General features: G+C 60.5%; 21 protein-coding genes. 15 read left to right on the forward strand and 6 right to left on the reverse strand.

The window, feature by feature from the left end; translation table 11 throughout:
• Positions 1-42: 42 nt before the first annotated feature.
• The 4 genes from pabB to rloA form a co-directional block, all read right to left on the reverse strand.
• The gene (gene pabB, locus AC4LE2_RS07000; RefSeq protein ID WP_491825065.1) at positions 43-1,389 is read right to left on the reverse strand and encodes an aminodeoxychorismate synthase component I; all 1,347 of its coding nucleotides are present in this window, start codon (positions 1,387-1,389) and stop codon (positions 43-45) included.
• 63 nt (positions 1,390-1,452) lie between these two features.
• The gene (locus AC4LE2_RS07005) at positions 1,453-2,430 is read right to left on the reverse strand and encodes an alpha-L-glutamate ligase-like protein (protein ID WP_491825066.1); all 978 of its coding nucleotides are present in this window, start codon (positions 2,428-2,430) and stop codon (positions 1,453-1,455) included.
• A complete protein-coding gene (rloB, locus tag AC4LE2_RS07010; protein WP_491825067.1) occupies positions 2,430-3,971 on the reverse strand; it encodes an osmotic stress tolerance membrane protein RloB in 1,542 nt (513 codons plus the stop codon). Before rloB ends, AC4LE2_RS07005 begins: the two co-directional genes overlap by 1 nt.
• A 5-nt stretch (positions 3,972-3,976) precedes the next feature.
• Positions 3,977-4,513, reverse strand: coding sequence for a retropepsin-like aspartic peptidase RloA (rloA, locus tag AC4LE2_RS07015; protein WP_491825068.1), 537 nt, complete (start codon positions 4,511-4,513; stop codon positions 3,977-3,979).
• 214 nt (positions 4,514-4,727) lie between these two features.
• Here rloA and AC4LE2_RS07020 point away from each other — a divergent pair, with 214 nt between their 5' ends.
• From AC4LE2_RS07020 to prpF, 5 genes are read left to right on the forward strand one after another with little or no spacing between them, the layout of a single operon-like run.
• Complete coding sequence (locus AC4LE2_RS07020; RefSeq protein WP_491825069.1) at positions 4,728-5,447, forward strand: GntR family transcriptional regulator; 720 nt, start codon at positions 4,728-4,730, stop codon at positions 5,445-5,447.
• Positions 5,444-6,322: a methylisocitrate lyase gene (gene prpB / locus AC4LE2_RS07025; protein ID WP_491825070.1), complete on the forward strand. Its 879-nt coding sequence runs from the start codon at positions 5,444-5,446 to the stop codon at positions 6,320-6,322. Before AC4LE2_RS07020 ends, prpB begins: the two co-directional genes overlap by 4 nt.
• A gap of 39 nt (positions 6,323-6,361) precedes the next feature.
• Positions 6,362-7,489, forward strand: coding sequence for a bifunctional 2-methylcitrate synthase/citrate synthase (gene prpC / locus AC4LE2_RS07030; protein WP_491825071.1), 1,128 nt, complete (start codon positions 6,362-6,364; stop codon positions 7,487-7,489).
• A 39-nt stretch (positions 7,490-7,528) separates the two neighbouring features.
• Complete coding sequence (acnD, locus tag AC4LE2_RS07035; protein WP_491825072.1) at positions 7,529-10,126, forward strand: Fe/S-dependent 2-methylisocitrate dehydratase AcnD; 2,598 nt, start codon at positions 7,529-7,531, stop codon at positions 10,124-10,126.
• A gap of 19 nt (positions 10,127-10,145) precedes the next feature.
• Positions 10,146-11,321: a 2-methylaconitate cis-trans isomerase PrpF gene (prpF, locus tag AC4LE2_RS07040; RefSeq protein ID WP_491825073.1), complete on the forward strand. Its 1,176-nt coding sequence runs from the start codon at positions 10,146-10,148 to the stop codon at positions 11,319-11,321.
• Between the two features lie 47 nt (positions 11,322-11,368).
• Here the strand turns inward: prpF and ppsR are convergent, their stop codons facing one another.
• Positions 11,369-12,187, reverse strand: a complete 819-nt coding sequence (gene ppsR / locus AC4LE2_RS07045; RefSeq protein WP_491825074.1) for a posphoenolpyruvate synthetase regulatory kinase/phosphorylase PpsR — start codon at positions 12,185-12,187, stop codon at positions 11,369-11,371.
• Positions 12,188-12,363: 176 nt separating this feature from the next.
• On the opposite strand from ppsR, the gene ppsA reads away from it, so the two are divergent.
• From ppsA to AC4LE2_RS07090, 9 genes are all read left to right on the forward strand, one after another.
• Positions 12,364-14,733 carry a phosphoenolpyruvate synthase gene (gene ppsA / locus AC4LE2_RS07050; RefSeq protein WP_491825075.1) on the forward strand — a complete coding sequence of 790 codons (2,370 nt, stop codon included), beginning with the start codon at positions 12,364-12,366 and terminating at the stop codon, positions 14,731-14,733.
• A 70-nt stretch (positions 14,734-14,803) separates the two neighbouring features.
• The gene (locus tag AC4LE2_RS07055; RefSeq protein ID WP_491825076.1) at positions 14,804-15,820 is read left to right on the forward strand and encodes an alpha/beta hydrolase; all 1,017 of its coding nucleotides are present in this window, start codon (positions 14,804-14,806) and stop codon (positions 15,818-15,820) included.
• Positions 15,821-15,831: 11 nt separating this feature from the next.
• The gene (locus AC4LE2_RS07060) at positions 15,832-16,131 is read left to right on the forward strand and encodes a Rieske (2Fe-2S) protein (protein WP_491825077.1); all 300 of its coding nucleotides are present in this window, start codon (positions 15,832-15,834) and stop codon (positions 16,129-16,131) included.
• Positions 16,132-16,192: 61 nt separating this feature from the next.
• Positions 16,193-17,185: a CorA family divalent cation transporter gene (locus tag AC4LE2_RS07065; protein WP_491825078.1), complete on the forward strand. Its 993-nt coding sequence runs from the start codon at positions 16,193-16,195 to the stop codon at positions 17,183-17,185.
• Positions 17,186-17,256: 71 nt separating this feature from the next.
• On the forward strand, positions 17,257-17,502 hold the full coding sequence (locus AC4LE2_RS07070; RefSeq protein ID WP_491825079.1) for a CrfX protein: 246 nt from the start codon (positions 17,257-17,259) through the stop codon (positions 17,500-17,502).
• Positions 17,503-17,504: 2 nt separating this feature from the next.
• Positions 17,505-18,329, forward strand: coding sequence for a mechanosensitive ion channel family protein (locus AC4LE2_RS07075; RefSeq protein ID WP_491825080.1), 825 nt, complete (start codon positions 17,505-17,507; stop codon positions 18,327-18,329).
• Between the two features lie 89 nt (positions 18,330-18,418).
• Positions 18,419-19,009 carry an RNA polymerase sigma factor SigX gene (gene sigX / locus AC4LE2_RS07080; protein ID WP_491825081.1) on the forward strand — a complete coding sequence of 197 codons (591 nt, stop codon included), beginning with the start codon at positions 18,419-18,421 and terminating at the stop codon, positions 19,007-19,009.
• 111 nt (positions 19,010-19,120) lie between these two features.
• Positions 19,121-20,176, forward strand: a complete 1,056-nt coding sequence (locus AC4LE2_RS07085) for an OmpA family protein (RefSeq protein WP_491825082.1) — start codon at positions 19,121-19,123, stop codon at positions 20,174-20,176.
• 173 nt (positions 20,177-20,349) lie between these two features.
• A complete protein-coding gene (locus AC4LE2_RS07090) occupies positions 20,350-21,381 on the forward strand; it encodes a quinone-dependent dihydroorotate dehydrogenase (RefSeq protein ID WP_491825083.1) in 1,032 nt (343 codons plus the stop codon).
• Between the two features lie 159 nt (positions 21,382-21,540).
• Here AC4LE2_RS07090 and rmf read toward each other — a convergent pair whose 3' ends face one another.
• Positions 21,541-21,756, reverse strand: coding sequence for a ribosome modulation factor (gene rmf, locus AC4LE2_RS07095; protein WP_491825084.1), 216 nt, complete (start codon positions 21,754-21,756; stop codon positions 21,541-21,543).
• Positions 21,757-22,269: 513 nt separating this feature from the next.
• Here rmf and rlmKL point away from each other — a divergent pair.
• Positions 22,270-24,480, forward strand: coding sequence for a bifunctional 23S rRNA (guanine(2069)-N(7))-methyltransferase RlmK/23S rRNA (guanine(2445)-N(2))-methyltransferase RlmL (rlmKL, locus tag AC4LE2_RS07100; protein WP_491825085.1), 2,211 nt, complete (start codon positions 22,270-22,272; stop codon positions 24,478-24,480).
• Positions 24,481-24,505: the final 25 nt, after the last annotated feature.

The raw sequence follows: 24,505 nt of genomic DNA on the forward strand, positions 1-24,505 counted from the left end.
GTGCCGGCTCTGTGGCCGCCCCTGGCTGAACAGCACCCGGGTTTAGAGCGCGGCGAGGGTATCCATCAGCACTTTTACCTTGATCAGCGATTCCTGGTATTCATCCTGCGCGTTGGAATCCATCACAACCCCGCCGCCGCCCCAGCAGGCGATACGTGAGCCTTCTACCAGCAAGGTACGAATGGCGATGGAGCTGTCCAAGTTGCCGCGCACGTCCAGATAAAGCAGCGAGCCGCAGTAAATCGCGCGGCGATGCTGCTCCAGCTCATCGATGATTTGCATCGAGCGGATTTTGGGCGCACCGGTGATCGAGCCTCCAGGGAAGCTGCCGGCAATCATGTCCAGGGCGTCTTTGCCTGGGGCCAGGGTGCCCGCCACGCTGCTGACCAGATGATGAACGTTGGGGTAGGACTCAAGCGCGAACAGTTCGGGCACGTTCACCGACCCGATAGCGCAGCTACGGCCCAGGTCGTTGCGCAACAGGTCAACGATCATGAGGTTTTCGGCTCGATCCTTGGGGCTGGCCATCAAGGCGGCGGCGTGGGCCGCGTCGGCCTCAGGGGTAGGGCCGCGTGGCCGCGTGCCCTTGATCGGGCGCGTGTCGACGCGGGTGCCACCCTGCACACGGATGAACCGCTCAGGTGAATGGCTGAGTACGGTGGTCTCGGCATTTACCTGCATGAACCCTGAGTAGGGGGTAGGGCAGGCCTTGCGTAACGCAAGATAGGCTGCCCAAGGGTCCCCTTCGCACTGGCCGGTGAAGCGCCGGGTAAGGTTCACTTGGTAGCTGTCGCCGGCAAGAATATAGCCTTGCACCTGTTCGAATGCGTCTTGGTAGGCCGTTTCGTCTGTTTCGCTGACAAACGCCGCGGTCAGGCGAAAAGGCTCGGTAGGTGGTGTCCCAGGGTGTGCAAACAATGCGATCAGGCGCTCGCGCTCGCTCACAGGCAGGGAAGGGTGGAACACCAGCCAGCTGCATTGCTGCTGGTGATCTGTCGCCCATGCCCAGGTGTAGAGCCCCAACTGCGCATCAGGCAGGCTGAACTGCGCGGCGACCCGTGGTGGAAGGTGTTCCAGGCGCCTGCCGAACTCATACGAGAGGTAGCCCATCAGCCCGCCAGCGAAGGGCAGTTCACAACCGTCCGGCAGTGTAGCCGGGCCAAGACTGGCCAGCCCTTGGCGCAGCCGGTCAAGGAAGGCACTGCCGGATTCGTCAGGCGCTGGGCTAAAGCACGCGACCGGCCAGGCGCTGATCAGGTCGAAGCGCCCACGCTCAGCAACCGGCCGCGCGCTGTCGAGCAGCACCGCGCCAGGTGCATGTCGCAGCGCGGCAAAGTGGGCGGTAGGGTCGGCCTGGTAAGCCAGTGGGTGCAGCGTGCAACTGGGCATGGGCGGTCGGTGCGTTACGCGGGGCGCTGATTGTAGTGCCAAGGGCGATAGGGCTCCAGCCCTTCATGCCTGCACATGGCCGAAGACGGCCTGAGCAAAGCGGGCGCGTTCTTCAGGTGTTTCGGTGCGCCCTTCGGCCGCCAGTGTTTTAAGCCGCGCCTCTACCGCCTCGGTACGGTGGTTGAGGCCGCAGTTGTTGGCGATCTGAATATTCAGGCCAGGGCGGGCGTTAAGCTCGAGGATCAACGGCCCTTTGTCTTGGTCGAGCACCATGTCGACACCGATGTAGCCTAGCCCGCACAGCTCGTGACAGCCCGCCGCCAGGGCCATGAATCCGTCCCAATAGGGCAGTTGTACACCTTGTACGTCATTGGTGGTGTCCGGGTGCTTCTGGATGATGCTGTTAAGCCAGGTACCGCGCAACGTGATACCGGTAGCCAGGTCGACCCCCACGCCAATGGCCCCCTGGTGCAGGTTGGCCTTGCCATTGGATTGGCGGGTCGGCAGACGCACCATGGCCATCACGGGGTACCCCATGAGCACGATGATGCGGATGTCCGGTACGCCCTCATAGCTGATGCTTTTGAAAATAGGGTCTGGTGTTACGCGGTATTCGATGAGTGCGCGATCGCGGTGGCCACCCAGTGAATAGAGGCCGGTGAGGATGCTGGACAGTTGGTACTCGATTTCCGAGCGGCTCACGATCTTGCCCGACACGGTGCGGTAGCGATTTTCGAAGCGGTCGCCAATGACCAGAATTCCATCCCCGCCTGCGCCTTGGGCGGGCTTGATGACGAAGTCGGGACGGTCGCCGATGATGTCGTCCAGGCGGTCGATTTCCTTCTCCGTGGAAATCACGCCATACAGCTCTGGCACCCGTATGCCTGCCGCAATTGCCCGCTCCTTGGTGATGATCTTGTCATCGACGACAGGGTACAGGCGGCGGTCGTTGTACTTGAGCACGTAGTCGGCGTTACGCCGGTTTATGCCCATGATGCCCCGCGCCTGCAAGGCCTTCCAGGTGTTGAATAGGCCGAGCATCAGGCGTCGGCCTCCCGTTCCTTGACGAAGGCTTTGAAGCGCAGCAGCTCTGTGAGGCGGTAGCCTCGGTAGCGGCCCATGGCAAGCATGAAGGCGACCAGGATGAACAGCACTGCAGGAAAGGTGAATACGAAGTACACCAGCTCAGGCACCGTCATCAGCAAATGAGCCAGTGATGCCGCGAACAGGGTGCCCAGCGCTACTTTCATGGCATGAGTGCCGCCGCGCTCTTCCCAGCTGATCGACAGGCGCTCGATGGTCATGGTGAGGATCACCATGGGGAACAGGGCCACGGACAGGCCGCGCTCCAGCCCCAGCTTGTGGCTAAGCAGGCTGATCGCGGCAATCAGCACCACCACGAACGTCAGCACGACAGACAACCTCGGCAGCATTTGCAGCTTCAAGTGCTCCAGGTAGGAGCGCAGCGACAAGCCCAGGGCGGTGATCAGGGTGAACAGTACAATCCCGTAGCCGAGCTGAGTTTCCCTGAACGCCAGGGCGATCAGCACTGGGGTGAAGGTGCCCAGGGTTTGCAGGCCAATCAGGTTGCGCAGGATGAGAATGACCAGCACGCCGATGGGGATCATCACCATCACCATGAAGGTTTGCTGCGTCTGCAAAGGCAGCCCGTACAACGAGTAAGAGAGGAAGTCCGCGTCTGTGTTCTCATCCGTGAGCTTTGCCAGGCGGATCGCGTTCATCTCGCTGTTGTTCAGGCTGAAGGTCACTGCAACTTTTTTACCCCCTTCCAGGGTGACCAGCGGCTCATCCCCCGTCCACCACAGCAGGCGGTCGGCCGGCAGGCCCTGCTCGCCGGTTTCAGGGTTGAAGTAGAGCCACTGAGTGCCATTGAAGCTGCGCAGCCATAGCTCAGGGGTCTGCGGTTGATCTGCTACCAGGCGCAAGGTGTGGGCACGCTCCATCGGCACGTGGGCGATGGATAAGAGAAGGTCAACCACGCCCGCTTTGTGCTGAGGCGAAGGATCCCCGGCCAACAGCAGCTTTACGTTGTCGTCGTTGAGGTTGTTGACGCGGCGGATGGTTTCGCCAATGAAGGTTTCAATGTCCGCCGAATGCTGGCGAATAGGCGCCAGCAGGGCTTCGGCGGCGATTTTTTCAGGGCCTTCCAGCACCAGGCTGTCTCGGAATATAGGGCCTTTGGCTTTGCTTTTGTCGGTGCTGTAGCGCTTGGTCAGCACGAGGCGGTAATACAGCGTTTGGTTGCCCGACGCGCGGCGCGAAGACCAGGTCACCTTGCGGTTACTGTCAAGCCGGTTAACGCTGACCCCATAGTTGTTGGAAATAAAGCTTTCGTTGAGGCTGACGTAGTCGCTGGTCAGCGGCGGCACAAACATCTGCACCTTCACTGGGGTTTTAGGGGTAGGTACAAACTCTACCTTGGCGTCAATGTTCCACAGATCGTCGGTTTCGTCCTCCGTGACCGGAATCCCGAGCGCGAAGATCTGATAGCCGGTGATGCCCGCGCCCAGTAGCACGAGGATCACGATCAATAGCTTCAGATGTAGGGTGAGGGAACGCATTCAGGCTACTCGGCGTTGGAAGCTTGGGAAGCGCAGGCAGGTTTGCCGGCGGTGTATTTCACGGCAGGGTCGACCAGCGCATCAAAGCGCACCAGCGCGTCGGAGCCGATCAGCAACGGGTAATGGAAGGAGCTTCGGTCGGTCAGGTTGACTTCGATACGCCGCTTTACCTTGCCCATGCAAACATTCAGTGCGATCACCGGGCGAGCGGTGTAATGCTTGCCCGCTTCAGGATCATAGTCGCCAGCACGCCGTTTGATACGGCTGATCCTGGCCAGTGGTCGTTCGATAGGGTGCTGGTGGGCATCGTCAATTGCCAGGTAGAAGCGCACCCAGGATTCGCCGTCGCGCTTGAAGCGCTGGATGTCGCGCGCGCTAAGCGATGCGGTGATCGCACCGGTATCAAGCTTTGCGGCCACTTCAAGGTCGATCTCGTCGAGCCGGGCATACTCGTTCAGGCCGTAGGCGGTTTTTTCCGAGGCCAGGGTCAAGCCTGGGACAAGCAGCAAACCGAGCAGGGAGGGCAGTGTGGGCGTTCTCATGAGACCTGGGTAATGGCTGAGCGGGGCACTGGCGCGGATCGAAGGCTGCCAGGCGCGGCGCGCATCTTAGCATGCCCACTTGTCGGTGCCAGTCAGCGGTGCTCTCTCAAGAGAAGTGGCCCGTTGATGTCAATTCAAGATTGTCGACAATGTATTGACTATAAATGTCATATGGCTAGAGTATTGCGAAAATAACGCACAGGTTGTCGACACCATGCCGACTGCATCTGGAGTGCCTCTGCCGATAGAGGCGGATTCCGAAACCATCGCCGAGTCGGTCTTTCGCAAGATTCAGGCCGCCATCGTCGCTGGCCATATTGCTCCTGGCAGCAAAATTTCCGAGCCTGAGCTTGCCCGTACCTATGGGGTAAGCCGTGGCCCGTTGCGTGAAGCCATTCACCGGCTGGAAGGGCAGCGGTTGTTGGTGCGGGTGCCTCATGTGGGGGCGCGGGTGGTGTCGTTGAGTCAGGCTGAGCTGATCGAGCTGTACGACATCCGCGAATCCTTGGAGGGCATGGCGTGCCGGCTTGCAGCGCAGCGCATGAGCGCCGCCGAGGTTGAGGACCTGCGCCAGGTACTTCATACCCATGAGCGCGATGCCAGTTTTCAAGCCGGAGTGGGCTACTACCAGCAGGAAGGCGATTTCGACTTCCACTACCGAATTATCCAGGGCAGCGGCAACCGCACGCTGGCCCAGTTGCTGTGCGGTGAGCTGTACCAACTGGTGCGTATGTACCGCATTCGCTTCTCTGCCACGCCCAACCGCCCACGCCAGGCCTTTGCCGAGCACCACCGGATCCTCGATGCCATTGCTGAAGGCGATGGCGAGTTGGCGGAGTTGCTCATGCGCCGCCATATCGCAGGCTCACGGCGCAACGTGGAGCGACACCTGGCTGAGCCCCTCCCAGAACAACCACAACGAGGTGAGTCATGACCCAACCCGGCCAACGCTTTCGCGACGCGGTCGCCAGCGAACATCCCTTGCAAGTTGTCGGCACCATCAACGCCAACCATGCCTTGCTGGCGAAGCAGGCCGGGTTCAAGGCGATCTACCTTTCTGGCGGTGGCGTGGCGGCCGGGTCTCTGGGCTTGCCTGACTTGGGCATCAGCAACCTGGATGACGTGCTCACCGACGTGCGACGCATCACCGATGTGTGCGAGCTACCGCTGCTAGTGGACGTAGACACCGGCTTCGGCTCGTCTGCGTTCAGCGTGGCGCGCACGGTGCGCTCGATGATCAAGTTCGGCGCCGCTGCCATTCATATCGAGGACCAGGTGGGCGCCAAGCGGTGCGGCCACCGGCCTAACAAAGAGATTGTGTCGCTGGGTGAAATGGTCGACCGCATCAAGGCGGCGGTGGACGCCCGCACCGACGATAGCTTCGTGATCATGGCGCGTACCGATGCCCTGGCGGTAGAGGGTTTGGAGGCCGCGCTGGAGCGGGCGCAGGCCTGCGTCGAGGCGGGGGCTGACATGGTCTTCCCCGAGGCAATTACCGAGCTGGCCATGTACAAGACCTTCGCTGATCGCGTACGCGTGCCTATCCTGGCCAATATCACGGAGTTCGGCGCCACGCCCCTGTACACGACCGACGAGCTGGCAGCGGTGGATGTGTCGCTGGTGCTCTACCCCTTGTCCGCCTTCCGGGCGATGAACAAAGCGGCGGAAAACGTATACGGCGCCATTCGCCGCGATGGCACCCAGAAAAACGTGGTCGACAGCATGCAAACCCGCATGGCGTTGTACGACGCCATCGGTTACCACGCTTTCGAGCAAAAACTCGACGCGCTGTTCGCCCAAAAGCGTTGAACCGGCGGGTTTGCCAGTACCTATTTAAGGAGACACACCATGGCTGAAGCAAAAGTACTCGGTGGCGCCGGGCTGCGTGGGCAGGTTGCAGGGCAAACGGCGCTGTCTACGGTAGGCCAGGCCGGGGCAGGGTTGACCTACCGCGGTTATGACGTGCGCGACCTGGCTGCTCACGCAGGGTTCGAGGAAGTCGCCTACTTGCTGCTTGAGGGCGAACTGCCCAATCAGGCGCAGTTGGGCGCCTACCGCACCCGGCTCAGCGCCCTGCGCGACCTGCCGCAGCCGTTGAAGGAGGTGTTGGAGCGCATTCCGGCCGATACCCACCCTATGGATGTCATGCGCACCGGCGCGTCCTTGCTAGGCACGCTGGAGCCTGAAGGCAGCTTCAGCCGCCAGAAGCAGGTCACCGAGCGCCTGCTGGCCGCTTTCCCAGCCATCATGTGTTACTGGCACCACTTCAGCCAGAGCGGCAAACGCATTACCTGCACCACTGACGAGCCCACGCTGGGCGGCCATTTCTTGCACCTGCTGCACGACAAACCTCCCAGCGAGCTGCACCGCAAGGTCATGGACGTTTCGCTGATCTTGTACGCCGAGCATGAATTCAACGCCTCTACCTTCACCGCTCGGGTGTGCGCCTCGACCCTGTCTGACCTCTACTCATGTGTGGTAGCGGCCATCGGCACCCTGCGCGGGCCCTTGCATGGCGGTGCCAACGAGGCCGCCATGGCCATGATCGAGACCTTCGCGTCGCCTGAGGACGCCACCGAGGGCACGCGGCAGATGCTGGCGCGCAAGGACAAGATCATGGGCTTCGGCCATGCCATCTATAAAGAATCTGACCCGCGTAACGACGTCATCAAGCAGTGGGCTCGCACGCTCGCTGAAGAAGCAGGCGACACGGTGCTGTTCCCGGTGTCCGAGGCCATCGACAAGGTCATGTGGGACGAGAAAAAACTGTTTCCCAATGCCGACTTCTACCATGCCTCGGCGTACCACTTCATGGGCATTCCCACCCCGTTGTTCACGCCGATCTTCGTATGCTCGCGCCTGACCGGTTGGGCTGCGCATGTCTTCGAGCAGCGCGCAAACAACCGCATCATCCGCCCAAGCGCCGATTACGTGGGCGTGGCCCAGCGCCCCTTCGTGCCACTGGAGCAGCGCTGAGTTCACGCCTGCCCTCACACTGATCGAGCCTTGAATGCCATGAATATCGACTACCGTAAACACCTGCCGGGTACGGCCCTGGAGTACTTCGATACCCGCGCTGCGGTGGACGCGATCCAGCCCGGTGCCTATGCCAGCCTGCCTTACACTTCGCGGGTACTGGCTGAAAACCTGGTGCGCCGCTGCGACCCTGCGACCCTGCGGGCATCATTGCTGCAACTGATCGAGCGCAAGCGTGACCTGGATTTCCCCTGGTTCCCGGCGCGGGTGGTGTGCCATGACATTCTTGGTCAGACTGCACTGGTCGACCTCGCCGGCCTACGCGACGCCATCGCCGAGCGTGGAGGTGACCCGGCCCAGGTCAACCCGGTGGTGCCTACCCAGTTGATCGTGGACCATTCGCTGGCGGTGGAGTGCGGCGGGTACGACCCTGATGCGTTTGCCAAGAACCGAGCGATTGAAGACCGCCGTAATGAAGACCGCTTCCACTTCATCGACTGGACCAAGCGCGCCTTCAAAAATGTAGACGTGATCCCGCCTGGGAACGGCATCCTCCACCAGATCAACTTGGAGCGCATGTCGCCGGTCGTCCAAGTGAGGGAGGGCGTGGCCTTCCCCGATACCCTGGTGGGCACCGATTCCCATACGCCTATGGTAGATGCCTTGGGGGTGCTTGCCATTGGCGTGGGTGGGCTTGAGGCAGAGAGCGTGATGCTCGGCCGCGCCTCTTGGATGCGCCTGCCGGAGATCATTGGCGTTACCCTGACAGGCAGGCCTGGCCCTGGCATTACCGCCACCGACGTTGTGCTGTCCCTGACCGAGTTCTTGCGCCAGCAAAAGGTGGTTGGCGCGTATTTGGAGTTCGTGGGAGAGGGGGCCGCCAATCTCACCCTGGGTGATCGCGCCACCATCGCCAACATGGCACCGGAATACGGCGCCACGGCAGCGATGTTTGCCATTGACGAGCAAACCCTGCGTTACCTGCGCCTTACCGGGCGCGAAGACGAGCAGATCAGCCTGGTCGAAACCTACGCCAGGGTGACCGGGCTATGGGCCGCCGACCTCGACCAAGCCTGCTACGAGCGGGTGATGAGCTTTGACCTGGGCACGGTCGTGCGAACCCTGGCCGGCCCCTCCAACCCCCATCGCCGGCTTCCGGTGAGTGAGCTGGCCGCGCGGGGCGTCTCTGGCGTGGTGGAAAACGAGCCGGGGAAGCTGCCTGATGGCGCGGTGATCATCGCGGCAATCACCAGTTGTACCAACACCAATAACCCTCGCAACATGATTGCCGCCGGGTTGCTTGCGCGCAACGCCAACCGTCTGGGCCTGGTTCGCAAGCCGTGGGTCAAGACGTCGCTGGCCCCTGGCTCACGCACGGTGGCGCTGTACCTGGAGGAGGGCGGGTTGCTGCCTGAGCTGGAGCAGTTGGGGTTTGGGGTAGTGGCATTTGCCTGCACCACCTGCAATGGCATGAGCGGCGCCCTCGACCCGGCCATCCAGCAGGAAATCATCGAGCGCGATCTGTACGCCACGGCTGTGCTCTCGGGCAATCGTAACTTCGACGGCCGTATCCACCCTTACGCGCGACAGGCCTTCCTGGCGTCGCCGCCTTTGGTCGTCGCCTATGCCATCGCCGGTACCATTCGCTTCGATATCGAAAAAGACGTGCTGGGGGTTGGCCCGCAGGGGCAAGCCATTCGCTTGAACGACCTGTGGCCTTCGGACGAAGAAATCGACGCCGTGGTGCAGGCTTCGGTGAAGCCAGAGCAGTACCGCCGGGTGTACATTCCGATGTTCGCAGTGCAACCCGGCAGCACCGAGCGCGTGAACCCGTTGTATGACTGGCGCCCCAACACCACCTACATCCGCCGCCCGCCGTACTGGGACGGGGCGCTGGCCGGCGAGCGGAGCCTAACCGGCATGCGCCCACTGGCGGTGTTGGGCGATAACATCACCACCGATCACTTGTCGCCGTCCAACGCCATCATGGCGAACTCCGCGGCAGGCGAATACCTGGCGCGTATGGGCTTGCCGGAGGAGGATTTCAATTCTTACGCCACCCACCGTGGGGACCACCTCACCGCGCAGCGAGCCACGTTCGCCAACCCCAAGCTGTTCAACGAAATGGTGCGCGGGGCCGATGGTCAGGTGATACAGGGTTCGCTGGCACGGGTAGAGCCAGAGGGTCAGGCAATGCGCATGTGGGAGGCCATCGAAACCTATATGCAGCGCAAACAGCCGCTGATTATCGTGGCAGGTGCCGATTACGGCCAGGGTTCGTCTCGGGACTGGGCGGCCAAGGGTGTAAGGTTGGCAGGTGTTGAAGCGATCGTGGCAGAGGGCTTCGAACGCATTCACCGCACCAACCTGATCGGCATGGGCGTGTTGCCCCTGGAGTTCTTGCCAGGCACCAACCGCATCACCCTGCGGCTGGACGGTTCTGAGACCTACGACGTGACCGGCACCCGTATCCCAGGGGCGCCGCTGGACCTGGTGATCCATCGGCGTAACGGTGAGCGCCTTGACGTCCCGGTGCTCTGCCGTTTGGACACGGCCGAGGAGGTGTCCATCTATGAGGCGGGCGGCGTGCTTCAGCGCTTTGCTACGGACTTTCTCCAATCCACAGTCGCCGCTTAGTGCAGTGGAGGACATGACCATGGCCCATGCAGCACAGATTCGAATACCAGCCACCTATATGCGCGGTGGGACCAGCAAAGGGGTGTTCTTCTGCCTCCATGACCTGCCAGCGTTTGCCCAAACGCCAGGCCCTGCGCGCGATGCTTTGCTGCTACGGGTGATCGGCAGCCCCGACCCGTACGGTAAGCAAACCGATGGCATGGGCGGCGCAACCTCCAGCACCAGCAAGGTGGTGATACTGGCGCCTGGCACGCGGCCCGGCCACGATGTGGACTACCTGTTCGGCCAAGTGGCCATCGATACGCCCTTCATAGACTGGAGCGGCAACTGTGGCAACCTGTCGGCCGCGGTTGGCGCCTTTGCGATCAGCCAAGGCCTGGTCGGCCCAGAGGTGGCGGTGCCAGACGGTAGTGCCAGCGTACGTATCTGGCAGGCCAACATCGGCAAGACCATCATCAGCCACGTGCCCATGAGCAACGGCGCCGTTCAGGAGACGGGCGACTTCGAATTGGACGGGGTGACCTTTCCGGCGGCGGAGGTCCGGCTTGAATTCATCGACCCTGCCGAGGAAGGCGATAGTGCTGCGTTATTTCCCACAGGGCAGGTCGTGGACGAGCTGGACGTGCCCGGTGTAGGCACCTTTAAGGCCACCTTGATCAACGCGGGCATTCCGACGATTTTTCTTAATGCGGTAGACCTGGGTTACACCGGTACCGAGTTGCAGGGCGCAATCAACGAAGACGCCCAGGCCCTGGCGCGCCTGGAGCGTATTCGTACCGCCGGTGCCTTGCGCATGGGGCTGATTAGCGACCCTGCCGAAGCAGCTACCCGCCAGCACACGCCGAAGGTAGCGTTCGTGGCGCCGCCTGCCGGCTACGTGGCATCCAGCGGCAAGGCCATTGCCGCCAGTGATGTGGACCTGCTGGTGCGTGCGATGTCCATGGGCAAGTTGCACCACGCCATGATGGGTACCGCCGCCGTCGCCATCGCTACTGCGGCGGCCATTCCGGGCACCTTGGTTAACCTTGCTGCCGGTGGGGGCGAGCGCACTTCGGTGCGCTTCGGCCACCCCTCCGGCGTACTCAGCGTGGGTGCTGAGGCCCGTCAGGTCGGCGAGGGCTGGCAGGTGACCAAGGCTGTGATGAGCCGCAGCGCCCGGGTGTTGATGGAGGGGTGGGTGAGGGTGCCGGTTTAAGCAGCCTTGCGCAGGGCGCTGTTTCGCTCGTGGGGGCCAACGCCTGGTCATTTGAACCGCCGCTCTACCCCCATCTCCACCAGAATCTTGGCGGAAATTTCTTCTACCGAAAAATGCGTTGAATTGATATTGGGAATGTTCTCCCTGCGGAACAGCCCTTCAACCTCACGCACTTCGAATTCACACTGCGCGAAACTTGAATAACGGCTGTTGGCCTTACGCTCGTGGCGGATAGCGGTCAACCGGTCAGCGTCGATGGTCAGCCCGAACAGCTTGTGTCGATGCGCTCGTAGTGCCTGCGGGAGTTGCAGCTGCTCCATATCCTCTTCGGTCAAGGGGTAGTTAGCCGCCCGAATACCAAACTGCATTGCCATGTATAGGCACGTCGGCGTCTTGCCTGAACGCGACACACCCACCAATATCAGGTCAGCTTTGTCGTAATAATGCGTGCGGGCGCCATCGTCGTTGTCCAGCGCAAAGTTCACGGCCTCGATACGGTCCATGTAGTTCGCGTTTCGCGCGATGGAATGTGACTTGCCCACGGAGTACGAGGAGCGCGAGCCAAGCTCGAGTTCCAATGGCGCAAGAAAGGTCGAAAAGATATCGATCATGAAGCCGTTGGAGGTGGCCAGTATTTCGCGGATGTCCTGGTTGACGATGGTATCGAAAATGATTGGCCGCTCGCCTTCTCGTTCAGCGGCGGCATTCACCTGCTGAACCATGGCCTGGGCTTTTTCGACCGTGTCGATATAGGGGCGCGTGAACTTGTTAAAGGTTATGGTTTCGAACTGCGCGAGCAGACTCTGACCCAGGGTTTCGGCAGTGATGCCGGTGCCATCGGAGATGAAGAAAGCCGATCGTTTCATGTGCGCCGCCGGGCCTTAGAGTGTGGAAGGATCCTGGGATATCATAGGCCCGTTTCGCTGGCCGCCGAGCCTGGTATTTTACGTAGTCGTTGGCCTAGAACATGTTTACCCTGCCCCGGAGTATATGTAACCACTCCGGCCCTGAGCGTTCCAACCCCTTTAGTGGAGAGATCACCTTGGTAGAGTACGTAGTTTCCCTCGATAAGCTCGGTGTACACGACGTAGAGCACGTAGGGGGCAAAAACGCATCCCTGGGCGAGATGATCAGCAACCTGGCTGGCGCCGGTGTCTCGGTGCCTGGTGGCTTTGCCACCACCGCCCAGGCCTACCGGGATTTCCTGGAGCAGAGTGGGCTGAATGCGCAGATTCACGCCGCCCTCGACGCCCTGGACGTCGAAGACGTCAATGCCCTTGCCCGTACGGGCGCACAAATCCGCCAGTGGATAATGGAGGCCGAGCTGCCCGAGCAGCTCAACGAGGAGATTCGCCAGCACTTCGCTGAGCTCTCCCACGGCAACCCTGACATTGCCGTCGCAGTGCGCTCCTCGGCCACTGCAGAGGACTTGCCCGACGCGTCCTTCGCCGGCCAGCAGGAAACCTTCCTGAACATCCGGGGCGTGGACAACGTGATTCGGGCAGCCAAGGAGGTGTTCGCATCGCTGTTCAATGACCGCGCCATTGCTTACCGGGTTCACCAAGGCTTCGACCACAAACTGGTTGCGCTATCGGCAGGGGTACAGCGCATGGTGCGCTCCGAGACGGGGACTGCCGGGGTAATGTTCACCTTGGACACCGAGTCGGGCTTCCGTGACGTCGTCTTCATCACCGGTGCCTACGGGCTGGGCGAAACCGTGGTGCAGGGTGCGGTCAACCCTGACGAATTCTACGTGCACAAGGGTACGCTCGAAGCGGGGCGCCCGGCCATCCTCAGGCGCAACCTGGGCAGCAAGGCCATCAAGATGATCTACGGCGACGAGGCCCGCGCCGGTCGTTCGGTCAAGACCGTCGATGTGGACAGCGCCGAGCGGGCCCGCTTCTGCCTGACCGATGCAGAAGTCAGCGAGCTGGCCAAGCAGGCGTTAACCATTGAAAAGCACTACGGCCGGCCTATGGACATCGAATGGGCCAAGGACGGCGACGACGGTCAGCTGTACATCGTTCAGGCCCGTCCGGAAACCGTAAAGAGCCGCTCCAGTGCCAACGTAATGGAGCGTTACCTGCTCAAGGAAAAGGGCACCGTGCTGGTAGAGGGCCGCGCCATTGGGCAGCGCATTGGGGCCGGCAAGGTGCGGATCATTCGCGACGTCTCGGAAATGGACAAGGTTCGCCCGGGCGATGTACTGGTATCGGACATGACCGACCCGGACTGGGAGCCGGTGATGAAGCGTGCCAGCGCCATCGTCACCAACCGTGGCGGGCGCACCTGCCACGCGGCGATCATTGCCCGCGAGCTGGGCATTCCGGCCGTGGTTGGCTGTGGCAACGCCACCCAACTGCTCAAGGATGACCAAGGCGTGACTGTTAGCTGCGCCGAGGGCGACACCGGTTATATCTTCGAGGGCGAGCTGGGCTTCGACATCAAGAAGAACTCCGTGGATGCCATGCCGGAGTTGCCGTTCAAGATCATGATGAACGTGGGCAACCCTGACCGGGCGTTCGATTTCGCCCAATTGCCGAACGCAGGTGTGGGCCTGGCGCGCCTTGAGTTCATCATCAACCGTATGATTGGCGTTCACCCCAAGGCGCTGCTCAACTATGCCGACCTGCCCTTGGAGATCAAATCCAGCGTAGACAAGCGCATTGCCGGCTATAACGACCCGGTAGGCTTCTATGTTGAGAAGCTTGTGGAGGGGATCAGCACCCTGGCTGCGGCGTTTTATCCCAAGAAGGTGATCGTTCGGTTGTCGGACTTCAAGTCCAATGAGTACGCCAACTTGATCGGCGGCAAGCTGTACGAGCCTGAAGAAGAAAACCCGATGCTGGGCTTCCGGGGGGCTTCGCGGTACATCAGCGAAGCGTTCCGCGACTGCTTCGAGCTTGAATGCCGTGCGCTCAAGCGTGTGCGCAACGAGATGGGCCTGGACAACGTTGAGATCATGGTGCCCTTCGTACGTACCCTGGGTGAAGCCAGCCAGGTGGTCGACCTGCTGGCCAGTAATGGTCTCAAGCGTGGCGAAAATGGGCTGAAAGTCATCATGATGTGCGAGCTGCCCTCCAATGCCATCCTGGCTGAGGAGTTCCTGGAGTTCTTCGATGGATTCTCCATCGGCTCCAACGACCTGACCCAGCTTACGCTAGGCCTGGACCGTGATTCGGGGATCATCGCGCACTTGTTCGATGAGCGAAATCCGGCCGTCAAGAAGTTGCTGGGCAATGCCATCCAGGCCTGTAACAAGGCGGGCAAGTACATCGGTATCTGTGGCCAAGGCCCTTCAGACCACCCGGACCTGGCCAAGTGGTTGATGGAGCAGGGTATCGAGAGCGTCTCGCTCAACCCAGACTCTGTCTTGGAAACCTGGTTCTTCCTGGCAGAAGGGCAGGCGTGAGGCGATAATCAGCGCCCCGGCTTGGCTTGGCCCGGCCGGGGTCGTTTCCTTTTGTCGAAGCCTGTTAATCATGCAAAGCAGTAGCCGTTTATTCCCAGTCGCACTGCTCCGGGCGGAGCGGTGTGGCGATCTTAGCGAAGACGTGTACCGTATCAAGGCGGGCAATAGCCCCGACCTAACCGTAGAGTTGGCCGTTACTCGCCTGGGCTTGGCAGACCAGAGTGCCGACCGCGGTGTGCCGGTGATCCTGCTGCATGGCAGCTTCTCCAACCGGCGATTCTGGTATTCCCCCAAGGGAATTGGCCTGGGAGCAACCTTGGCCAGGGCCGGGTTCGATGTATGGATACCTGAAATACGTGGGCATGGATTATCGCCCCGTAATCATCGCTACCGTCATAACAGCGTGACGGACTATGCCACGTACGATCTGCCACCCATCCATGCGTTTGTCAGCGAACTCAGCGGTCAGCGCCCTTACTGGCTGGGGCATTCCCTGGGCGGCACGACCCTGGCAATGGCCCTGGCGCTAGGTACCCTGGCCAGCGATACCCTCGCAGGCGTAGCCCTGTTCGGCAGTCAAGTCAACTTGGCGCCCTGGTCGTTGCGCTTTGCACCTCTTAATGGGTTATGCCGGTTGTTGCTGCGTGGTCTCGATCACCTCTCTGGCCCGCGCCTCAAGCGCGGGCCTGAAGACGAGCCTGCCGGGGTCGTTCTGGAAATGCTCCGTTGGCATAGGCCACGGCGACGCCGGGCGCGGGGTGCCGACGACTGGCAAGCGGGCCTTTCGCAGGTAACGGTGCCTACGTTGGTCGTGGCGGGGGCAGGGGACACGCAGGACCCGGCATGGGCGTGCGAGCAGTTATTCCAGCGCTTTGGCGGTAACAGCCAGTTTTTGGTGCTAGGCAAGGCGCAAGGCTTCAGCCAGGATTTCGGCCATGTGGACATGCTAGTGAGCAAGGCGGCACAGACCGAGGTGTGGCCGGTGGTGATGCGTTGGCTTGCTGCCCCTGAGCGCGGCCTGCCGCAGACGATGGCCCGTGACGTAGCGCCCCTGCTACTGGTAGAAGGTCATTCTGACCACCTGTAAGGAGCTGGCCTGTGTTCGTAGCGTTGGAACGGCTTATCAATCTGAACGATGGCTACAAGCGCAGCTTTGCCGTAGGTGGGCAGCGGCTGTTGCTGCTGGTGGATCAAGGCCAGCACCTGTTGTTTGAAGACCGCTGCCCCCACCAGGACGCCCCCTTACACGACGGCACACTGGCAGCCGGCCTGTTGCGGTGCCGGCGCCACAGCATTGAGTTCGACGTTCATACCGGCCGGCCGCGCCAGGGGCACTGCGGTTCACTGATCCGCTGGCCGGTCGCCTATGAGGGTGACCGCCTTGGCGTTGATCTGTAGCCCTCAACCTGAATGCGCCTCCCTGAGCACTGTCTTTCCTTTGACGAGTAAGCACTGACCGATGGTTGAACACAATGATAACCAAGGCCTGGTGCATGCACTGGTGCTGGATGGCCAAGGCGGTGCGCGCAGCCTTGCGCAGCCCGAGCTTGAACAGCTTAGGTTGCAGGCGCATGAAAGCCTCTGGCTGCACTGGGACCGTAGCAGCACCGATACCCAGGTCTGGCTTCGCCAGCGCAGTGGGCTGAGCGCCTTTAGCTGTGACTTGCTGCTGGAAGAAAACACCCGGCCGCGCCTGGTGCCGTTGCCGGACGCACAGTTTCTGCTGTTCCTGCGCGGCGTTAACCTCAACCCCGGCGCCCAGCCCGAAGACATGGTGTCCGTAAGGATCTTCGCTCAGGAGCAGCGCGTCGTGTCATTGCGCTTGCGCTCTCTGCGTGCCACTGAAGACCTCGTGGCGCGCTTGGCGGCAGGTGAAGGTCCGCGCAACGCAGCGGATCTGGTGCTGTACCTGGCCGAACGCCTCACCGAGCGTATCCAGGTAGTGGTGGACCAGTTAACCGAAACCCTGGATAACGAAGAAGAGCGGGTGGATGCCGAGGAGGGGTATGTGCCTGAACACTCCAGCTTGCTTCACTTGCGTCGTCGAGCAGCAGGGCTACGGCGTTTCCTCGCCCCTCAGCGAGATTTGTTCGCGGTGCTTGCACGTAATGGTTCCGGTGGGTTTGCCGGCCAGGACGGCGAGTACTGGAATGAGCTCAACAACAGCCTGGTTCGCTACCTTGAAGAGTTGGAGCTCAGCCGCGAGCGGGTAGCACTGCTGCTAGAAGCAGAGCAGCGACAATTGAGCGAGCGCATGAACCGCACCATGTACCGGTTTGGTGTGGTTACTGGGATTTTTCTGCCTATTACCTTTATTACCGGTTTGTTGGGTATGAACGTAGGCGGGCTACCAGGCGCCGACAATCCGCACGGCTTCTTTATTACCTGCGGGGTAACGCTGGCCGTGGCAATCGGCCAGTGGCTGCTGTACTGGCGCCTTCGCTGGTTATAAAAGCTTTTGTGAGCGCGGTGTGACCTGCGGGCGTGCGCCTGCGTCTTTGAAAGCATACTTGCGAGGTAAGCATGCAGGACCCATTTGAACAGTCACTCCGCGACATGCTCAACGCCGCACCCGAAGGTCGCGACGATGGGGCGTGCCTAGGCCGCGTACTCAAGACCGCCAATCGGCAGGTCGGGGCGCAGGACCTGTTCGGTTTAATCGGCCGTTGTTTCCAGGCCGGCATGCTGGCTGTGAACAACGGCGCGCCCCATGTAACACCTGTGACCCGACGTACCCGTACCGCGCAGGGCGCGGATAAGGCTGATTGAACATGGAACTGGACCTCTGGACCCAAAGCCTGGTCACCGCAATGACCGTCTTGTGGACTAAAGTGGCTAACTTCATTCCAAATCTGTTTGGCGCGTTGGTGGTGGTGTTGCTGGGCTTTTTGGTGGCCAAGCTACTGGATGCCTTGCTCTCCCGATTACTGGCCAAGGTTGGCCTGGATCGCCTGATGACGGGCACTGGGCTCACCAAGCTGATGGGCCGGGCAGGTATTCGCGTGCCGATCTCCACTCTGGTGGGGAAAATCGTCTATTGGTTCGTGTTGCTTATCTTCCTGGTGTCGGCAGCCGAATCCCTGGGGTTGCAACGGGTATCGGCCACCCTCGATGTGCTGGCCCTGTACCTGCCTAAGGTGTTTGGGGCCGTGCTGGTGCTGGTGGTGGGCGTGCTGCTCGCCCAATTGGTCAATGGGATCGTGCGCGGTGCTGCCGAAGGGGTGGGCATCGAGTACGCTGGTGGGCTTGGTAGGGTGGCGCAATGGCTGGTAATCGTAATCAGCATTTCGGTTGCCATCAGCCAGCTTGAGATCAAAACCGACCTGCTGAATCACGTGATTGTGATCGCATTGATAACCGTTGGTCTGGCAATAGCGCTGGCCATGGGGCTGGGAAGTCGCGAAATTGCCGGGCAAATTCTGGCAGGTATTTATGTACGGGAGCTTTATCAGGTAGGCCAGCAGATAAGCGTGGGCGAGCTTGAGGGGATGATCGAGGAAATTGGCACGGTTAAAACCACCGTGCTTACAGAGGAAGGCGAGTTGGTATCGGTGTCCAATCGGATCCTGTTGGCCGAGCGGGTCAGTAGTCGCTAGGGGTGCATATTCTGCTAGTATGCCCGCCGCGAAAAACCACTGTTCCTTAGGGGGCGGTGGCCCAGAACTGACCTGCGGCCCGAACCGTTTTGACTAAAGTGCCAACGCCTCCTCTGCGATATGACCCACGAGCACTCTCCGATGAGGAACTGGTGGCGCGTTCGCATGATGAGCTTTTTCATGTGACGCGTGCGTACGAAGAACTGATGCGGCGTTATCAACGCACTCTCTTCAATGTATGTGCTCGTTACCTAGGGAACGATCGGGACGCTGACGATGTCTGTCAGGAAGTGATGTTAAAGGTGCTGTACGGGCTAAAGAATTTCGAAGGTAAGTCGAAATTCAAGACGTGGCTTTACAGCATCACCTATAACGAATGCATTACGCAGTACCGTAAGGAGAGGCGAAAGCGCAGATTAATGGATGCGCTGAGCCTTGATCCGGTAGAAGAGGCTTCGGAGGAAAAGTCGCCGAAGTCAGAGGAGCGCGGCGGTCTCGATCGCTGGCTTGTGCATGTGAACCCGATTGACCGGGAAATCCTCGTACTGCGATTTGTCGCGGAACTGGAGTTTCAGGAAATCGCAGACATCATGCGTTTGGGTTTGAGCGCTACTAAAATGCGCTACAAACGAGCGCTCGATAAGCTGCGCGAGAAATTCGCTAACGTTTTGGAAACTTAACGGGCAGCGATTCTCTCTAACTGGCGTGCAACTTCTGCTAGAATTGCCGCCGAGTTGTCCCACCCAATACTGGTGGGATCGCTTAACAATCACCAGATGGGGATTTAACGGATGAAACTGAAAAACACCTTGGGCCTGGCCATTGGCTCTCTTGTTGCCGCAACCTCTTTCGGCGTACTGGCACAGGGCCAAGGCGCAGTGGAAGGTGAGCTGTTCACCAAGAAGTACTACACCGACAGCTCGCGTGACCTGGACGATGCCAACCTCTACGGTGGTTCGATCGGTTACTTCCTGACCGACGACGTCGAGCTGCGTTTGGGCTATGACGGCATCCACAACATTCGGTCGAATAACGGCACTGGTAACCAGAAAATCCACGGCGGCAACGCTGCTCTGGACGCCGTTTACCACTTCGGTACCCCAGGCGTAGGCCTGCGTCCGTACCTCTCCGCTGGTTTCTCGCAGCAGAGCATCAGCAACGTCGAAGCCAATGGCCACAAAGGCCGTGACCACTCCACCTTCTTCAACGCTGGTGGCGGCGCCAAGTACTACTTCACCGAGAACGTGTACGCACGTGCTGGCGTTGAAGCCATGTACAACATCGACCGTGGCGAGACCGAATGGGCTCCAAGCGTAGGTGTGGGCGTTAACTTCGGTGGCGGCGCCAAGCAGCAAGAAGTTGCTGCAGCACCTGCTCCTGTTGCTGAAGTCTGCTCCGACTCCGACAACGACGGCGTTTGCGACAACGTTGACAAGTGCCCTAACACCCCTGCCAACACCGCTGTTGACGCTGATGGCTGCCCAGCCGTTGCTGAAACCGTACGTGTTGAGCTGGACGTGAAGTTCGACTTCAACAAGTCTGCAGTCAAGCCTAACAGCTACGCTGACATCAAGAACCTCGCTGACTTCATGAAGCAGTACCCTGCCACCACTACTACTGTTGAAGGTCACACCGACTCCGTTGGTACCGACGCTTACAACCAGAAGCTGTCCGAGAAGCGCGCTGCCGCTGTCCGTAACGTTCTGGTCAACCAGTATGGCGTTGAAGGTACTCGCGTGAACTCCGTTGGTTACGGCGAAACCCGCCCAGTAGCTGACAACGCTACTGATGCTGGCCGTGCAATCAACCGTCGCGTAGAAGCTGAAGTAGAAGCTGAAGCCAAGTAATTGCGCTGAGCTCCTAAAAAAAGCCCAGGCCTCGGCCTGGGCTTTTTTGTACCTGTAGCGTTAGCACCGGCACCTCACCGTCCTTCTATAGCAACCGAGCAGGCTGCTGCACACAAACCCGCCCAAGGCCTATATACTGCCGGCTGTTTTTTGACCTGCCGAGCACGCACGCCATGTACAACCTAGCCCGCCAGTTGCTGTTCACGCTCTCCGCTGAAGCCTCTCACGACCTCTCCCTGGACCTGATCGGCGCAGGTGGGCGGCTGGGTATCAATCGGTTACTGGCAAAGCCACCTGCACACTTGCCGGTATCGGTGATGGGGCTGCACTTCGATAATCCCGTTGGTCTGGCGGCGGGTCTGGATAAAAATGGTTCGGCCATCCAAGGCTTTGGCCAACTAGGCTTCGGTTTTTTGGAAGTAGGTACCGTGACGCCACGGCCTCAACCCGGTAACCCCAAGCCCCGGCTGTTCCGCCTTCCAGAGGCAACAGCCATCATCAACCGCATGGGCTTCAATAATCTAGGCGTCGATAACCTGATAGAACGAGTGCAGGCGGCGCGTTACCGGGGCGTGTTGGGCATTAACATAGGTAAGAATTTCGACACGCCCGTGGAACGAGCCCAGGACGATTACCTGCTGTGTCTGGAAAAGGTCTACGCTCACGCCAGTTACATCACTGTCAACGTGAGCTCACCAAACACCCCTGGCCTTCGCAGCCTACAGTTTGGTGATTCGCTAAAGGTGCTGCTAGAAGCCCTCGCTACTCGCCGCGAAGCCTTGACACAGGTCACGGGGCGTCGAGTGCCCCTGGCGATCAAGATCGCCCCTGACATGACAGACGACGAAACCACCCAGGTTGCAGTGGCGCTGTTGGCCACGGGTATGGATGCAGTGATCGCCACCAATACCACGCTGTCACGGGAGGGGGTGCAGGGGCTACCGGAGGCTGATGAGGCAGGCGGGTTATCGGGTGCGCCAGTACGGGGCAAAAGCACCCATACCGTTCGGGTATTGGCGGCAGAGCTTAAAGGACGTATTCCCATTATTGCGGCAGGGGGCATCACGGAAGGGGCACACGCTGCAGAGAAAATCCAGGCCGGCGCGAGCCTCGTGCAGATCTACTCTGGGTTTATCTATCGGGGGCCCGCTTTGATACGCGAGGCAGTGGATGCCATCGCCGCGCTGCCAGGTCGGCTGCGCTGACCTTTATATAGGGTGCAGGGCTCCATGAGAAGTGCTGTACAGCCTGGTTGCCAGCGAATGGCCCAGCAAGCCGGTATAGCTGCGTGGCTTGGCTGGGCCTATGCCCACGCGGGGCGGCCCCCGCGGGGCGGTTTGGTAAATAGAAGAGCCTGCCGGGTATCAACCGACCGCGTGAAGCTCGTTGAGTCTATGGAGCCCGGCTGTACCGGTCATGCCATCCCAATTGTCGCCTCGCCCCTCACGCCAGCCGTTGATCCATGCTTGACGCACGGACGGTAGGGTAAAAGGACACAGCTCGCGGGATTTGCCATTGAGGCCGTTCTGATAGCCGCGAAGAAATGCTCGTTCCAACGGATCACGCTTGAGTCTTCTCATAGGGTGTAGCCCTCGTTTGTTGACTGATGTCCCGTCGGCCACTGCTGGGCCGGGCAGTAATAACTGCCTGTAATACTGGGCCCGCTGCCGGCGTGGCAGGCCCTGCCTTTACATCATTGCGACGCAACGCAGGTTCATTTCTAACCAACCTTGCGAGCGGAGGGAATGAACCATTTGTAATAAGATATTCACGGTTAGCACCTATAGCCATAACAGATGCACTTGAGTCGTATTAAGCGGTATGGATAGGTCAATGATTTATAAGCTTTCTTATGGATCGTTGGGCCTGCGTCGAGCAGTGATTCCGCACTATTGGGTACAGACGTACGTGCGACCAGAGGTCATAAAAAAAGTGACCTACCCATGATTCAACGCTGCGCTGACGTCTAGAGGTGGGTAATCCATGACGTTTAGGGTGGCAGGCACGAGGTGTGCCATAGCGGCGCTGACCGAAACAGCGCTCGAATAACCGGCCGGGTGAATACGCCCCCGGCACTGAAAAGGCACTACCCCATGTCAGATGTTTTCGAAATTTACCTCACTTGCCCTAAAGGCCTTGAAGGGCTATTGGCCGAAGAAGCCCAGGGCCTGGGCCTGGACGACGTTCGCGAGCATACCGCCGCAGTGCGTGGCCAGGCCGGCATGGAAACCGCCTACAGGTTGTGCCTGTGGTCGCGCCTGGCCAATCGGGTACTGCTGGTGCTCAAGCGCTTCCCAATGGCTAATGCCGATGATCTGTACCACGGTGTGCGTGAGGTGGAGTGGGCTGACCATCTGGAGGCTACCGGCAGCCTGGCGGTGGAGTTCAGTGGCCATGGCTCCGGCATCGACAACACCCACTTCGGTGCACTCAAGGTCAAGGACGCCATTGTCGATAGCCTGCGCGGCCCCGATGGCCAGCGCCCCGGTGTAGATAAGCTCAACCCGGACCTGCGCATTCACCTACGGCTGGACCGAGGCCAGGCCATTTTGTCGCTGGACCTCTCCGGCCACAGCTTGCACCAGCGCGGCTACCGTCTCCAGCAGGGTGCCGCCCCGCTGAAGGAGAACCTGGCTGCGGCCATTCTGATACGCGCCGGCTGGCCCGCCCTTGCTGCACAAGGGGGCGCTTTGGCCGACCCTATGTGTGGCGTCGGTACGTTTCTGGTAGAGGCTGCCATGATTGCCGCAGACCTTGCGCCAAACCTGCGCCGTGAGCGGTGGGGCTTCTCGGGCTGGCTGGGGCATGTGCCTGCCGTGTGGCGCAAGGTCCATGATGAGGCGACGCAGCGCGCCCAGGAGGGCCTTGCACGCAAGCCTGCCTGGATTCGTGGCTACGAGGCAGACCCGCGGTTGATTCAGCCGGCGCGCAATAACATTGAGCGCGCAGGGTTAAGCGAATGGGTGAAGGTCTACCAAGGAGAGCTTGCGACCTTCGAGCCCCGCCCCGATCAAAACCAGAAGGGCCTGGTGGTGTGCAACCCTCCGTACGGTGAGCGGCTGGGTGATGAAGCCAGCCTGGTGTACCTGTACCAACACCTGGGCGAGCGGCTGCGTCAAGCCTGCCTGAACTGGCAGGCGGCAATCTTCACGGCAGCGCCAGATCTGGGCAAGCGCATGGGAATTCGCAGTCACAAGCAGTACGCGTTCTGGAACGGTGCCCTGCCATGCAAGTTGCTGCTACTCGATGTTCAGCCGCAGCAGTTCGTGACAGGCGAGCGGCGTACCGCCGTAGCGGGCACGGCTGAGCATGAACCACACACCGCTCTGCCGGGTGCGCCCGCGGCGGTTGCAGAAGCGGCACGGTTGAGCGAAGGCGCTCAGATGTTTGCCAACCGCTTGCAGAAGAACCAGCGGCAGTTAGGCAAGTGGGCGCGCAAAGAGAACATCGGGTGTTATCGGGTGTACGACGCTGATATGCCTGAGTATGCGTTTGCGATCGATCTGTACCAAGGGTGGGTGCACGTGCAAGAGTACGCTGCGCCCAAATCCATTGACCCTCAAAAAGCCCAGGGTCGCCTGTTCGACGCCTTGGCGGCGATCCCGGTAGCCCTTGGTGTAGATCCCAAGCAGGTGGTGCTTAAGCGCAGGGAGCGGCAAACCGGCACGCGTCAGTATGAGCGGCAGGCAGAGCAAGGCGCCTTCATGGAAGTGGCAGAAGGCGGGGTACGGCTGCTGGTGAATCTCACCGATTACCTCGACACAGGTCTGTTCCTGGACCATCGGCCTTTGCGCATGCGCCTGCAGCGTGAAGCGAAGGGAATGCGGTTCCTTAACCTGTTTTGCTATACCGGCACCGCAACCGTGCATGCCGCGCAGGGTGGGGCTCGCTCTACCACCAGCGTAGACCTGTCGCGCACTTATCTGGACTGGGCCCGGCGCAACCTGGCGTTGAACGGGTTATCTGAACGCCATCAAATGGTCCAGAGCGACGTAATGGGTTGGCTGGAAGAGGCGAGGGAGGAGTACGACCTGATCTTCATCGACCCCCCGACCTTCTCGAACTCCAAACGCATGGAAGGGGTATTTGACGTGCAGCGCGATCATGTTCGCCTGCTGGATCTGGCCATGGCTCGTTTGGCCAAGGGGGGCGTCTTGTACTTTTCCAATAACTTCAGGCGCTTCCGCCTTGAAGAGGATCTCGTCGCGCGCTATCTGGTTGAAGACATCACAGCACACACCCTGGATCCCGACTTCGCGCGTAATGAACGCATCCACCGCGCCTGGAAGATCCAGGCGAAGTAAGCCCGGTGGCAGCCCGGCCTGGGGC

The sequence above is a fragment of the Pseudomonas sp. 9.3L genome, assembly GCF_058536285.1.

Bases quoted from the DNA above. Each gene is read 5' to 3' on its own strand.
- pabB (WP_491825065.1), bottom strand. From the start codon at position 1,389: ATGCCCAGTTGCACGCTGCACCCACTGGCTTACCAGGCCGACCCTACC.
- AC4LE2_RS07005 (WP_491825066.1), bottom strand. From the start codon at position 2,430: ATGCTCGGCCTATTCAACACCTGGAAGGCCTTGCAGGCGCGGGGCATC.
- rloB (WP_491825067.1), bottom strand. From the start codon at position 3,971: ATGCGTTCCCTCACCCTACATCTGAAGCTATTGATCGTGATCCTCGTG.
- rloA (WP_491825068.1), bottom strand. From the start codon at position 4,513: ATGAGAACGCCCACACTGCCCTCCCTGCTCGGTTTGCTGCTTGTCCCA.
- AC4LE2_RS07020 (WP_491825069.1), top strand. From the start codon at position 4,728: ATGCCGACTGCATCTGGAGTGCCTCTGCCGATAGAGGCGGATTCCGAA.
- prpB (WP_491825070.1), top strand. From the start codon at position 5,444: ATGACCCAACCCGGCCAACGCTTTCGCGACGCGGTCGCCAGCGAACAT.
- prpC (WP_491825071.1), top strand. From the start codon at position 6,362: ATGGCTGAAGCAAAAGTACTCGGTGGCGCCGGGCTGCGTGGGCAGGTT.
- acnD (WP_491825072.1), top strand. From the start codon at position 7,529: ATGAATATCGACTACCGTAAACACCTGCCGGGTACGGCCCTGGAGTAC.
- prpF (WP_491825073.1), top strand. From the start codon at position 10,146: ATGGCCCATGCAGCACAGATTCGAATACCAGCCACCTATATGCGCGGT.
- ppsR (WP_491825074.1), bottom strand. From the start codon at position 12,187: ATGAAACGATCGGCTTTCTTCATCTCCGATGGCACCGGCATCACTGCC.
- AC4LE2_RS07055 (WP_491825076.1), top strand. From the start codon at position 14,804: ATGCAAAGCAGTAGCCGTTTATTCCCAGTCGCACTGCTCCGGGCGGAG.
- AC4LE2_RS07065 (WP_491825078.1), top strand. From the start codon at position 16,193: ATGGTTGAACACAATGATAACCAAGGCCTGGTGCATGCACTGGTGCTG.
- AC4LE2_RS07070 (WP_491825079.1), top strand. From the start codon at position 17,257: ATGCAGGACCCATTTGAACAGTCACTCCGCGACATGCTCAACGCCGCA.
- AC4LE2_RS07075 (WP_491825080.1), top strand. From the start codon at position 17,505: ATGGAACTGGACCTCTGGACCCAAAGCCTGGTCACCGCAATGACCGTC.
- AC4LE2_RS07085 (WP_491825082.1), top strand. From the start codon at position 19,121: ATGAAACTGAAAAACACCTTGGGCCTGGCCATTGGCTCTCTTGTTGCC.
- AC4LE2_RS07090 (WP_491825083.1), top strand. From the start codon at position 20,350: ATGTACAACCTAGCCCGCCAGTTGCTGTTCACGCTCTCCGCTGAAGCC.
- rmf (WP_491825084.1), bottom strand. From the start codon at position 21,756: ATGAGAAGACTCAAGCGTGATCCGTTGGAACGAGCATTTCTTCGCGGC.
- rlmKL (WP_491825085.1), top strand. From the start codon at position 22,270: ATGTCAGATGTTTTCGAAATTTACCTCACTTGCCCTAAAGGCCTTGAA.